Source organism: Pseudomonas sp. CAN1 (assembly GCF_030462585.1).
GTDB lineage: Bacteria > Pseudomonadota > Gammaproteobacteria > Pseudomonadales > Pseudomonadaceae > Pseudomonas.
The window spans coordinates 49,014-61,866 of record NZ_JASMRU010000030.1 but is presented as its reverse complement, the minus strand read 5'-3'; the positions used below and the strand labels follow the sequence as shown (position 1 = coordinate 61,866).

11 protein-coding genes are annotated in these 12,853 nt (G+C 67.6%); 5 read left to right on the top strand and 6 right to left on the bottom strand.

All coding sequences use genetic code 11. From position 1 onward, the window contains the following. The 5 genes from QO207_RS26175 to nahK form a co-directional block, all read left to right on the top strand. A partial coding sequence (locus tag QO207_RS26175) for an insulinase family protein (RefSeq protein ID WP_301535169.1) occupies nt 1–1,620 on the top strand: 1,620 nt, incomplete at its 5' end. Nucleotides 1,621–1,942: 322 nt separating this feature from the next. Continuing rightward, nucleotides 1,943–3,145 carry a porin gene (locus tag QO207_RS26170; protein WP_301535168.1) on the top strand — a complete coding sequence of 401 codons (1,203 nt, stop codon included), beginning with the start codon at nt 1,943–1,945 and terminating at the stop codon, nt 3,143–3,145. Nucleotides 3,146–3,230: 85 nt separating this feature from the next. Continuing rightward, complete coding sequence (locus tag QO207_RS26165; protein ID WP_301535167.1) at nt 3,231–3,623, top strand: hypothetical protein; 393 nt, start codon at nt 3,231–3,233, stop codon at nt 3,621–3,623. 424 nt (nt 3,624–4,047) lie between these two features. Beyond that, nucleotides 4,048–5,205 (top strand): nitric oxide-sensing protein NosP, encoded by a 1,158-nt coding sequence (gene nosP, locus QO207_RS26160; RefSeq protein WP_301535166.1) that lies wholly within the window; start codon nt 4,048–4,050, stop codon nt 5,203–5,205. Continuing rightward, nucleotides 5,135–7,762 (top strand): hybrid sensor histidine kinase/response regulator NahK/ErcS', encoded by a 2,628-nt coding sequence (gene nahK / locus QO207_RS26155; protein ID WP_301535165.1) that lies wholly within the window; start codon nt 5,135–5,137, stop codon nt 7,760–7,762. The genes nosP and nahK overlap by 71 nt, the downstream gene beginning before the upstream one ends. A gap of 223 nt (nt 7,763–7,985) precedes the next feature. Here the strand turns inward: nahK and QO207_RS26150 are convergent, their stop codons facing one another. The 6 genes from QO207_RS26150 to QO207_RS26125 form a co-directional block, all read right to left on the bottom strand. Next, on the bottom strand, nt 7,986–8,846 hold the full coding sequence (locus QO207_RS26150; protein ID WP_301535164.1) for a DMT family transporter: 861 nt from the start codon (nt 8,844–8,846) through the stop codon (nt 7,986–7,988). Between the two features lie 46 nt (nt 8,847–8,892). Beyond that, nucleotides 8,893–9,558, bottom strand: a complete 666-nt coding sequence (agmR, locus tag QO207_RS26145; RefSeq protein WP_192431265.1) for a response regulator AgmR — start codon at nt 9,556–9,558, stop codon at nt 8,893–8,895. A gap of 42 nt (nt 9,559–9,600) precedes the next feature. Next, nucleotides 9,601–10,176: a PQQ-dependent catabolism-associated CXXCW motif protein gene (locus QO207_RS26140; protein WP_301535163.1), complete on the bottom strand. Its 576-nt coding sequence runs from the start codon at nt 10,174–10,176 to the stop codon at nt 9,601–9,603. A gap of 105 nt (nt 10,177–10,281) precedes the next feature. Continuing rightward, entirely contained in the window at nt 10,282–11,100 is an 819-nt protein-coding gene (locus QO207_RS26135; protein ID WP_301535162.1) for an ABC transporter permease, read from the bottom strand. After that, nucleotides 11,097–11,828 (bottom strand): ABC transporter ATP-binding protein, encoded by a 732-nt coding sequence (locus tag QO207_RS26130; protein ID WP_301535172.1) that lies wholly within the window; start codon nt 11,826–11,828, stop codon nt 11,097–11,099. Before QO207_RS26130 ends, QO207_RS26135 begins: the two co-directional genes overlap by 4 nt. Before the next feature lie 41 nt (nt 11,829–11,869). Continuing rightward, on the bottom strand, nt 11,870–12,838 hold the full coding sequence (locus tag QO207_RS26125; protein WP_301535161.1) for a YVTN family beta-propeller repeat protein: 969 nt from the start codon (nt 12,836–12,838) through the stop codon (nt 11,870–11,872). Nucleotides 12,839–12,853: the final 15 nt, after the last annotated feature.

Here is a 12,853-nt window from a genome sequence, read left to right as displayed (position 1 = left end):
ACACCTGACGAATCTCTGCTGCCGTTGACGGGCGAGGAGCTGAAGCTCCGCCTGCCCGGCGCGCCCCGGCTGGTACTGGCCTTCGCGCTGGAGGGCGTGAACGGCGAGGGCGGTGCGCCGCTGGAAGCGCTACAGGGCTGGCTGGCAGACGAGGCACCCGGCTCGCTGCTGGCACACCTGGGCCAGAGCGGCCTGTGTGACAGCGCGCGCCTGCGCCTGACCCGATATGCCAACGGCCAGGCGCTGCTGCGTTTCGATTTCGAACTGGCCGCAGCTGCGGCCGCTGAACCGCTGGAAGCGGCCTTCCGTGGCTGGCTGGATGCTTTGCGCCAGCTGCCCGGCGAGGCCTTTTCGGCGGCGCCCCTTGAGGAACCCAGAGGCGCGCTGGAGCAACTGCAGCGAATCGCAAGAACAGCGCAGAGCGCCTGCTGGCTCGATCAGTTGCACGATCAGCGCATGATCCGCCTGTTGGCGTGCGAATCGATAATTTGCGAATCCCTGACCTGTGCCGGCTTCGTCCTCGACGTGGCGCGCAGCCCGGCGCGGAGCATTCCGCCACTGGATGAGCAGCCCTGGAGTTTCGCACCGGCTCTACCTGCGGGAGAAGGCAAACGGGGTGCCTTGCACCTGCGTTGGCGCTTCCCGCAGGCGCCCGGTCGCCACGCCTTCCTCGCCGCCCGCCAGGCCCTGCGCCCAGTGGCCGGGGCAGCGCGCCGCGAAGGGGCGAGCCTGCGCCTGGAATCCTTCGACAGTGACTGGAACCTGCTGCTGAGCGGGCCGCAGGCCGCGCTGGGCGAGCTGGCGGAGCGCACGCTCGCCGTGCTGCACCAGCCGCCGGCCACGGTGCTGGGGCAGGGCGCGCGTCTGCTGGAGGCCGAGGGCCGTCGCCGCGAGGGTGACATGCCGATCCGCCAACTGCTCGACCTGTTGCCCCAGGCCCTGGCCGGTGACGGTGCGGCAGAACCGGACTGGTCCGCCGCCCATTGGGACGCGCTGGCCATCGGTGCCGAACTGCCCGGTGCAATCCGCGGCTCGCCAGCCAGCCATGCCATGCCACCGCGCAGCGGCCCGCCCGGGCGCCATCGCCAGGTGCTGGAGATTCCCGGTGAGGCGGCCCTGCTGCTGTTCTGCCCGCTGGCTACTCGTGGTGCGGCAGACGAGGCTGCCTGGCGCCTGCTGGCGCGGGTACTGGAGCCGGCGTTCTACCACTGGCTGCGCGGCGAACGGCAACTGGCCTACGCGCTGTACTGCGGCTTCCGCCAGTTCGGTGGGCGGCGCGGCATCCTCTTCGCAGTGCAGTCGCCACTGCTTTCGGCAGTGGAACTGCAGGCCGAAGTGGACAGCTTCCTCTACCGCCAGGGCGAGGCCCTGCGCCGCCTCGACCCGCAGCGCCTTGACAGCCTGCGTGCGCCGTTGGCAGCGGAACTGGCAAAACTGCCCGGCGACTTCTCCGGTCGCCTGCAGCAGGCGTGGGAAGACCAGCTTGCCGGCGCCGCACCAACCCACCGCGCCGACATGGCGGCTGCGCTGGCCGGGGTGCACCTCACCGAGCTGCGCGCCGCCTACTCCCAGCTGGCTTCCACCCAGGGCGGCCACTGGCTGCTGCTCAGCCGCGCCTGACGCGTTCCCAGCACCGCAAAACTCTCCTCCTTTGGGCTGAGGCTACCGTCCGCAAGACGGTGGCCCGGCCGACTTTTGCCTTACGCCCCGCGACCCGCTCCCGGTCATTGCGCCGAGGTAGTGCTCCGGTGGTAGCAGGCTGCCGCGACCATCGCCGCGCGCCCTTGGTCGGGGCAGTCGCAGAGCCTTGCGCAGCGCACCTGCAAGCCCCTCGCAATGCCCGCTGAAACAGCGCCAAAGCAGCGTAGGGCGGAGCCTTGCGCGTTTCGATAATCGCCTCCGACACGACTGAGCACAGTCGATCCCCCACCCGGAGAGCGCCATGAACAACAACAAGATCGCCGTCCGCCGCCAGCTGCTGCCGCTGGCATTGTCCACCCTGGCCCTGTCTGCAGTGTCGAGCGGGGCCAGCGCCGACATCATGCTGTACGACAAGGACGACACCACCTTCTCCACCGACGGCTACTTCAACGCCTTCTATGTGAACAGCGACGTCGATCGCAACGGCCAGACCTACGACCGCCGCCAGTCGCGGGTGAAGATGGGCTTCCTGCCCAACTACATCGGCTTCAACTTCGGCAAGAAGATCGACGGCCTGACCCTCACCGGGCGCTCCTCGTTCTGGGTGACCATCAACGACAGCGAGCAGGACGGCACCGACACCGCCATCGACGTGCGCCAGTTCTACGGCAACGTCGCCGGCGACTGGGGCGAGGTGCTGATCGGCAAGGACTTCGGCCTGTTCTCGCGCTCCAACATCTTCCTCGACGAACTGCTCGCCGGCTTCGGCAACGCCAGCGACACCCTCGGCCTGGTGGACGGCAAGGGCGTGTCCTTCGGCAACATCGGCACCGGCTACCCGTACCCGTTCCCGACCTCGCAGATCACCTACCGCAACAACAACCTGGTGGACGGGCTGCACATCGCCGTCGGCATCATGGACCCGATCGACACCAACCAGATCGACAAGGATGCCAGCGACGGCCTCGACGACAAGGCCTACCAGGACAACCCGCGCTACGAGAGCGAGATCAGCTACCAGTTCGACGTCGGCGGCGCGCAGATCTACAGCTGGGTCAACGGCGCCTACCAGACCTCGAAGAACACCAACGACGAAGTCGACAACGTGACCTCCAAGGGCCTGGGCTATGGCGTCCAGGCGAAGATGGGCGGCTTCTCGCTGACCGGTTCGGGCTTCACCGCCAAGGGCATCAACCCGTTCTTCACCAACAACGCCGGCGAAGCTGCACTGCGTGAAGTGGACAGCCGCGGCGTGCTGCTGCAGGGCTCCTACAGCTGGGGCAAGAACCGCGTGGCGCTGTCCACCGGCGAGACCCGCGACGACGGCAACGGCCTGGGCAGCGCCGCGGACTACTCGACCAAGGGCATCGCCTACTTCCGCACCATCAACGACAACCTGAAGCTGGTAGCCGAGTACAACGTCTACGAGATCGACGGCCGCAAGGGCTCCACCGTCAGCGAGGACACCGACACCTTCGCAGTGGGCGCCGTCCTCAACTGGTAACACCCCCCAACTCCTTTGGCTCCATTTCGGCGGGTCGGCACGGTGTGTCGCCCGCCTTTTTTCTTTCACTCAAGGAAGGCTCGCCATGATCGGATCGTGGAGCGCACACGCGCAGACTTACCTGCTGGTTCTGTCCATCGCCACCACCCTGGTATTCGCCTTGCCCATTTTCCTCGCGCCGCTGCTGTGGGCGCGGGTGATGCAGTGGACGCTGCCGGAACACACCGATCTGGCGGTGTACTTCGGCCGCTGCCTGGGCGCATTCATCCTCATCGTCGAAGCCCTGATGCTGCGCGCGGCGCTGACCGGGGAAGCGCTGCTGACCACCTTCGAGGTGCTGGCGGCAGTGGCGGGGTTCATGGTGGTGGTGCATATCCATGGCGCGCTGCGCCGCATCCAGCCTTGGACGGAAACGCTGGAGACCGGCTTCTATGCGGGGATGCTGGTGCTGACGCTGCTGTTCTGGCCGGCGGGGTGATGCCAGCAACGCAGGGCGCATGACGCGCCAGCGTTATCCGCCGGTGTGGTATCGGCGGACAACCCGTTCCGGTACTCTGTGTTCTTCGTAGGCGCGGGTTGGTTGGCTCTTGTAGGAGCGGAGCTTCTCCGCGAATCGCCGACAGGCGATGTGCAATTGAATGTCCCTGTGGCTTCTGTTTCCGCCGCGAGGGATTTCGCGGACAGGGTCCGCTCCTACGGGGTGGGCTCCGCGTTCCTCGCAGGGCTGAGGGTGCGACTAGGATGGAAGGGCGCATAACGCGCCAGCGTTATCCGCCCTACGAGCTCGCGAACCGCTTAGCCTCCGCTACTTTCGGATAGCCCCGCCACGACCCAAGTAGCATGGGGCGCGCCGTGGCCGCTTCGTAGAATGCCCACGTCGATATCCTGACTGGGCGTACGCCATGCACGAAACACAAGGAGTCGTTCGCGGCATGTCCAGTGCCCGCGACGTCGAGGCGGTTGCCCAGGACCTGGCGCGCCAGCTGCTTCACCCCAACCTCGGCTTCGTGCTGTTCTTCTGTTCCGCCGAATACGACCTGCCGACGCTGGCCGCCGCGCTGGAGCAGTACTTCGGCGGTATCGACCTGGCCGGCTGCACCACCGCCGGGGAAATCACCCCGCAGGGCTACGGGCGTGGCTGCGTCACCGCCGTGGGTTTCGACCTGCGCAGCTTCGCCATCTCCTGCGCGCTGGTGGACGAGATGGAGCGCTTCAGCCTGATCGACGCACAGCAGATGGTCGAGTCGCTGGTGGCCGACTGCCGCAGCGCCGGGCTGGCGCCGATCAAGGACCACAGTTTCGCCCTGACCCTGCTCGACGGCCTCTCCAGCCGCGAGGAGGTGGTGCTCGCCGCGCTCAGTGCCGCGCTGGGTGCCATCCCGCATTTCGGTGGTTCGGCCGGCGACGACAACCACCTGACCCACACCCACGTCTACTACCAGGGCCAGTTCCACACCGGCGCGGCAGTGGTGGTGCTGTTCAATACCTGGCTGGACTTCGAGGTATTCACCACCCACCACGTGCTGCCCAGCGAAGAAAAACTGGTGGTTACCCGCGCCGACAGCGACAGCCGCCGCGTACTGGAGCTCAACGCCGAGCCAGCGGCGCTGGAGTTCGCCCGGCTGGTCGGGGTGCCGCTGGAGCAGCTGGATTTCTCGCTGTTCCCGGCACACCCACTGGCGGTGCGGGTGCGTGACCAGTACTACGTGCGCTCGATCCAGCAGGTCAACGACGACCTCAGCCTGACCTTCTACTGCGCGGTGGAGAACGGCATCGTCCTCACCGCCATGAGTACCGGCCCGCTGCTGCCGGGGTTGCAGGCGCAGTTCCAGCGCCTGCACGAACGCCTCGGTCCGCCGTTGCTGACCATCGGCTGCGACTGCTTCCTGCGTCGCCTGGAGCTGGAGGTGGCCGGCGATACCGAGCCCACCGCCGAGTTTCTCCGCAGCCAGCAGGTGATCGGCTTCAACACCTACGGGGAACAATTCAATGGCATGCATATCAACCAGACCTTCACCGGTGTCGCCATTGGCCGTCCTCGGGGCAACGCCGGACGCTGAGCTGCGCGCGCGCATCGACGAGCTGCAGCGCGACAACCACAAGCTGCAGCGGATCAACGCGGCGCTGATCGAGCGTGTCGAGTCGGCCACCTCGCGCGGCGACAACGCTTACGGCGCCTTCCAGCATTCGGTGGTGCTGGCCGAGCAGGTGCGCGAGCGCACCGATGCCCTGAGCGAGACCATGGTCGAGCTGAAATCCAGCAACCAGTTGCTCAGCGACGCCCGCCTGCGCGCCGAGACCGCGCACCAGCACCTGCTCGACGCCATCGAGAGTATCTCCGACGCCTTCGTGCTGTTCGACCCGCAGCAGCGCATCGTCCTCTACAACGAACGCTTCCGTGCCTTCTGGGCGCAGACCCGCGCCCGCGTCGGCGCCGGCACGCGGCTCGCCGAAGTGCGCCGGCTGGCGCAGAGCAGCGGGCTGATCGTCGAAGAGCAGCGCAGCAGCGACGACGAACACACCCTCTATCGCTTGCGCAACGACCGCTGGGTCCGTGTCACCGAGCGGCCGACCCGCGACGGCGGGCTGGTGGTGCTCTACAGCGACATCACCGAGATCAAGCAGAACGAGATGGCCCGCCGCGAACAGGCGGTGGCGCAGAAGTCGCACCTGTTGCAGCGCGCCGTGGACAACCTGTCCCAGGGCGTGGCCATGGTCGGCGCCGATGGCGCGCTGGAACTGTGGAACCGGCGCTTCCTCGAACTCTGCGGCCTGGCGCCGATCGAGGCGCACCGGCCCTTCGCCGAGGTCATGGCCGACAGCGAACTGCCGCTGCTAACCCCGCGCAGCCGCCCACGCAAGGGCGAGGCGGAAGGGGTGATCGAGCAGCGCCTGTTCGACGGCCGCATGCTGGAAATCCGCACCCACGCGCTGCCCACCGGCGGCTTCGTCAACACCTTCACCGATATCACCGAGCGCTACCGGCATGCCGAAGCGCTGCGCGAAAGCGAGCGCTGGATTCGCCTGATCACCGACCAGGTGCCGGCGCTGATCGCCTACCTGACGGCCGACCTCGACTACGACTTCACCAACAAGGTCTATGAGGAATGGTACCGCTGGCCCAGCGGCTCGATGCTCGGGCGCAACCTGTGCGAGGTGCACAGCGCCGAGCATTGCCAGCGCCTGGAGCCGTACTTCGAGCGCGCGTTGTCGGGCGAAAGCGTCACCTTCGAGATCGCCGAGACCAACCTTGCCGGGCAGGAGCGCTACATGCAGCGCTCCTACGTGCCCAACCGCCAGGCTGACGGCACGGTGAGCGGGCTGTTCGTGCTGATCCGCGATATCACCGAGCGCCGCCGCACCGCCGAGGCGCTGCACCAGGCCTACCAGAACCTTGAGCAGCGGGTACGCGAACGCACCGCCGAGCTGACCAGCCTGAACGACCAGCTCAAGCGCGAGATCGACGAGCGCAGCCAGGTCGAGGGACGCCTGCGCGAGGCCAAGCGCGAGGCGGAGCAGGCCAACCTGTCGAAGACCAAGTTCCTTGCCGCCGTCAGTCACGACCTGCTGCAGCCGCTGAACGCCGCGCGGCTGTTCACCAGCGCGCTGCAGGAGCGCAGCGGCGAAGCGCTGGTGCGCAACATCAGCCAGTCGCTGGAGGACGTGGAGACGCTGCTCGGCACCCTGGTGGACATCTCCAAGCTGGATGCCGGGGTGATCAAGCCGGACATTGCCTCGTTCGACGTCAGCGAGTTGCTCGGCAACCTCGCCGCCGAGTACAGCCAGGTGGCTGCCAGCGAGGGCCTGGCGCTGGACTTCGTGCCCTGTGGCGCGCAGGTGCGCAGCGATATCCAGTTGCTGGCGCGGATCCTCCGCAACCTGCTGACCAATGCCATCCGTTACACGCCTTCGGGTCGCGTGCTGCTGGGCTGCCGGCGGCGTCGGCACAGCCTGTGGATCGAGGTCTGGGACACCGGCGTGGGCATCGCCGCCGACAAGCTCGGCGAGATATTCCAGGAGTTCAAGCGCGGCGATGTGCAGCGATTCCACCAGGATCGCGGCCTGGGCCTGGGCCTGGCCATCGTCGAGAAGATCGCGCGCATGCTCGGTCACCGCATCCAGGTGGAGTCGGTGCCGGGCAAGGGCTCGCGCTTCGCCATCGAAGTCCCCCTGGCGCGCCGCGTGGCCCGCAGCGCCCCGGAACCGGAACGCACCACCGATGACCTGCTGGAGCGCCTGCGCGGCTCCCGCGTGTGGGTGCTGGATAACGACGCCGCGATCTGCGCCGGCATGCGCACCTTGCTGGAAACCTGGGGCTGCCGGGTGGTGACGGCGCTGTCGGAGGAGGACCTGGCGCGGCAGGTGGACAACTTCCACGCAGAATCCGACCTGCTGATCGTCGACTACCACCTCGACGACGGACTCAACGGCGTCGACGCTGTCGCCTCGATCAACGCCCGCCGCGGCACGCCGCTACCGGCACTGATGATCACCGCCAACTACAGCAACGAGCTGAAGCAGCAGGTCCGCGAGCTGGGGCACACGCTGATGCACAAGCCGGTGCGGCCGATGAAGCTGAAGACGGCGCTGTGCCATCTGATCGATAGCGCCCGTTGACCGTTGACCGCTGCGCACATGGGCGTTCAGCTCTTGTAGGAGCGGAGCTTCTCCGCGATCACCGCGATAGCGGTGCCAGCCGGTTGGATTCGCGGACAAGGTCCGCTCCTACAACGAGGTTGGGGGCCTGCGCCGAACTTGTAGGAGCGAGCTTGCTCGCGAACAGACTCCGTTGCGGGGTCGGGTTCGCGAGCAAGCTCGCTCCTACGAAGAGCAAAGCAGGTCAGGCGCGCTGGGCGACGGGGGCGCGCACCTTGGCCAGCAGGATCAGCGCGATCCCGCCCAGCACCGCCAGCGAAACCAGCGCCAGCCGCAGGCTGATTGCCTCGCCCAGCAGCACGGCGCCGGACAGGGCAGCGAGTATCGGCACGCTCAGCTGCACCGAAGCGCCCTGGATGGCCGACAGGCCCGGCAGGGCGCTGTACCAGATCGCATAGCCGATCCCCGAGGCCACCGCGCCGGACAGCACGGCATAGACCACGCCCAGCGTGTCGACCCGCAGATCGGCGTGGAAGAACGCCGCCAGCAGGGCGGCGAAGGCGATGGCGCGGACGAAGTTGCCGGTGCTGATCGCCAGCGGATCGCTGCCCTGGCGCCCGAGCAGCGAGTACAGCCCCCAGGCCACGCCCGAGAGCAGCATCAGCAGCGCGCCGGCCAGCGGCGGTGCGCTGGCGCTGGGCAGCAGCTGGACCAGCAGGCCGCCCAGCGCCAGCAGGAAACCCACCAGCGCCTGCCCGCGCAGGCTTTCGCCGCGCAGCAGGCCGATCAGGATCATGGTTACCTGCACCGCGCCGAACAGCAGCAGCGCGCCAGTGCCGGCGTCCAGTTGCACATAGGCGTAGGAGAAGGCCGCGGCGTAGACGAACAGTGCCGCCGCCGCGCGCCAGTTGCCGCCTTCGCTGGCAACCCGGCGGCGCAGCTTCAGCAGCACAGCGAGCATCAGCGCGCCCGAGAAGATGCGGATGCCGGTGAAGCTCACCGCGTCGATGCTGGTGGCCTTGAGGGCCAGGCGGCAGAGGATGGAGTTGCCGGCGAAGGCGATCATCGCCAGGCCGGTGAGGCTCAGGGTGCGGTTGGAGGGCATCGAGTGGTTCCCGGTAGCGGTCTCGGCAGCACGGACAGGTTCGGTGTCAGCGGCGCAGGTAGGCGGCGAAGTCGATATCGCCTGCGCAGAGGATGGCCTGCACGCGGTTGTGCACTTTCAGCTTGCGCAGGATGGCGGAGACGTGGGCCTTCACCGTGGTTTCGGCGATCTCCAGGTTATAGGCGATCTGCTTGTTGGATTCGCCCTTGGTCATGCGCTCCAGTACCAGCAGCTGCTTGCGGGTCAGCGCCTGCAGCAGTTCCGGCGGGATGCTGTGGTCTTCCTGGCCGCTGCGGCGCGGCGAGGATTTCTGCGTGCGGATGATGTCCGACGGCAGGTAGACGTTGCCGTTGAGAATCTGCTCGATGGCTTCGGTCATCTGCAGGCGCGGCGAGGACTTGGTGATGAAGCCAACGGCGCCGTAGGTGATGGCCTGCAGCACGACCTGCTTGTCCTGCTCGGCGGAGACGATCACCACTGGGATGGTCGGCGCCTCGTTGCGCAGGCTCATCAGGCCGTTGAGGCCATGCATGCCGGGCATGTTCAGGTCGAGCAGGATGAGGTCGAGATCGTCGTGTTCCTGGGTCAGGCCCAGGGCGCTGTCGAGGTCGGCGGTCTCCATCACTTCGCTGCCGGGGAAGCCGTCGGCGATGACGTTGTGGATGGCCTCGCGGAACAGCGGGTGATCGTCGGCGATCAGGATCTTGTACATGGCCTGCACCTCGTTGTTGTCGTTATGGGCGGTGATCGCAAGTTACTTCAGGGGTTGCGGTTGCGCATCCTGCAGGGGCAGTCCTGCCTGTTCCCAGGCGTCGATTCCATCACGGTACCAGTAGAGGCTGGCATAGCCCAGCGCATGTGCGCGGCGGATGGCGTTCCAGCTCATCCAGCAGTCGGAGCGGCAGTAGAACACCAGCGGGCGCCGGGCATCGCCGTCGGTGAGGCGGGCGAGATTCTGCTCCAGGTAGGCCTGCCACTGCGGTTCCAGGGTGCCGGTGCCGACGTTGGCCAGCCACAGGCTGCCGGGCAGATTGCGGTGCTGTTCGTCCGCGACGAACTGGCCATTGAGGAAGGTGCGGCGGTAGACGTCCACCAGCCGCGCCTGCGGCTCGCGCTGGAGCAGCGCCTGCAGGGCGGGGGTATCGAGGGTGGTGGCGTGCTCGGCGGAAGGCGGCGTCGGGCTGCGGTACTGGGCCTGGCGGTAGCCGTCGGCGGAAAACAGCGGCGCATCCTCGGCCTGCGCGGTCGGCAGCGCGAGGGTCAGGCTGAGCAGGCACGCGGCGAGGCAGCCGCTCACGTGGCCGGGCAGGGCAGGAGCAAGGCGAGGCATGGCGGTATCTCTATTGGTTCTTCTTGTACTGGCCATTAGATGCCGGCGCTGCGGCTTTGGAAATTCGACGTCCGGAGGGGCGAACCGGTACCAAAGTAGTAGGTTTCAGCCCTTGCGCAGGGCGGCGTGCTGCGGGTTGAAGGTCAGCACGGCGAGGCCGGCGAAGAGCAGCGTCAGCCCCAGGCAGACGCCACTGGCCAGCGGGTTGAAGCGCTCGTAGAGGGCGAAGCGCACCAGCTCCACGGCGTGGCTGAACGGGTTCAGCGCGCACAGCCAGTACAGCCACTGGCTGGCTTCGCGCATCTTCCACAGCGGGTAGAGCGCGGAGGAGAGGAAGAACAGCGGGAAGATGACGAAATTCATCACCCCGGCGAAGTTCTCCAGCTGGCGGATGCCGTTGGACAGCAGCAGCCCCAGCGCGCCCAGCAGCAGGGCGGCCAGCAGCAACGCCGGCAGCGCGGCGACCAGCCCCAGGGGCGGCGGCTGCACGCCATACAGCCAGGCGATCAGCAGGAAGGCATAGACCTGCAGCAGCGACACCAGCGCGGTGGCCAGCAGCTTGCTGGCGAGCAGGAAGGCGCGCGGCAGCGGGCTGGTCAGCAGCACGCGCATGCTGCCCATCTCGCGGTCGTAGACCATCGACAGCGAGCCCTGCATGCCGTTGAACAGCAGGATCATGCAGCACAGCCCCGGCACTATGTAGGTCTCGTAGGTGACGTAGGTGTCGTACGGCTCGATGATCGAGATGCCCAGCGCGGCGCGAAAGCCGGCGGCGAACACCAGCAGCCAGAGCAGCGGCCGCACCAGCGCGCTGAGGAAGCGCGAGCGCTGCAGGACGAAACGCAGCCACTCGCGCATGACGATGCCGCACAGGCATTGCCAGTAGGCGGCAGGACCCAGGCGCGGGCTTTCCAGGGCGCTCATGCGCAGGCCTCCAAGCGGGTCAGGCGGTGGAAGGTGCGTTCCAGGTTGCCGGCGTCGGCTGCGCAGATATCCCGCGCCTCGCCACGGGCGACCAGGCGGCCGCGGTCGAGCACCAGCAGCGCATCCTCGTCGCGTACCTCATCCAGCAGGTGAGTGGTCCAGAGCACCGCCAGGCCGTCCTCGCGGCACAGCCGGCGCACATGGTTGTTGAGCGCCTGGCGCGCCGCCGGGTCGAGGCCGACGCTGGCCTCGTCGAGCAGCAGCAGGCGCGGGCGATGCAGCAGCGCGCGGGCGATCTCCACCCGCCGACGGTGGCCGCCGTTGAGCGCGCGGACCTTGTCGCGGCGGCGCTCCTGCAACTGCTGGCGGGCCAGTTCGGCGTCGATCCGCTCGTTCGCCACGCTGCGCGGCAGGCCGTGCAGGGCGGCGTGGTAACGCAGGTTCTGCTCCACGCTCAGGTCCAGGTCGAGGGTGCTCTGCTGGAACACTACGCCCAGCTCCCGCAGGGCCAGGCGCGGCTGGCGACGCAAGCTGCAACCGAGCACCTCGATCTCGCCCTGCTGCAGGTCGTAGAGGCGGGTGAGCAGGGCGACCAGGGTGGACTTGCCGGCGCCGTTGGGGCCGAGCAGGGCGGTGAAGCGTCCGGCGGGCAGCTCGAACTCCAGGCCGTCGAGGGCGCGGCGCGGGCCGTAGGAGAAACCGAGATCGCGGACCGCCAGCGCATTCATTCCGGATGCGCTCATGGCAGGCGCGTTCATAGTAGGTGCGTTCATGGCGTCACCACCACGCCCCAGGGATAGCGGCCGACCTTGATCGACTTGGTGACCTTGCGCGCGTCGACATCGATCACCGACACATCGCCGCTGACACCGTTGGTGGCCAGCAGGGTCTTCTCGTCCGGGGTGAACGCCAGGTGCCAGACGCGGCGGCCCACCAGCAGGTAGTCGAGCACCTCGAAGGTCTTCGCATCCACCACCGCCACGTGGTTGGCCGGGCCGAGGGCGACGAAGGCGTACTTGCCGTCACGGGTCAGTTGCACGCCCACCGGCTGCACCTTGTCCGGGTGCACGCCCTGGATGGCGAAGCGCAGGGTCTTGAGGATCTTGCGGGTGGCGGTGTCGACCACGCTGACGGTGCCGCCGATCTCCGCCGAGACCCAGACCTGCGAGCCGTCGTGGGTGAACTCGGCGTGGCGCGGGCGCTGGTCCACCAGGGTGCTGTCCACCAGTTTCTGGGTCGAGGTATCGATCCAGTGCAGCATGTTGGTGGTCTCGCTGGTGTTCACCGCCCACTTGCCATCCGGACTCACCGCCATGCCTTCGGGCTCTACGCCGACGTCGATCTGCCCGAGCACCTGGGCCGTCTGGGTGTCGACCACCGTGACCAGCGCATCGTCCTCGTTGGAGACGTACAACCAGCGGTCATTGGGGTGCAGGGCGAACTGCTCGGGATCGGCGCCGGAGGGCAATTGCTTGATGATCTTGCGCGTGGCCAGGTCGAGCACCTGCACGGTGTCCGAGTCGCTGGCGCAGATGTACAGCAGCTTGTTGTCGTGGGATAGCGCCAGCCCGCGCGGGCGCTTGCCGGTGTCGATGGTGCCGGTGACGGCCATCGTGTCCAGGTCGATGACGCTGAGGTTGTTGTCCTTCTCGTTGGATACGTAGGCGGTGGCGGCGAAGGCCGCAGGCACCAGCCCGAGGGCGAGGCTCAGGCAGGAGAGGGCAAGCAGGCGGGGCATGGGCAGGGTCCTCAT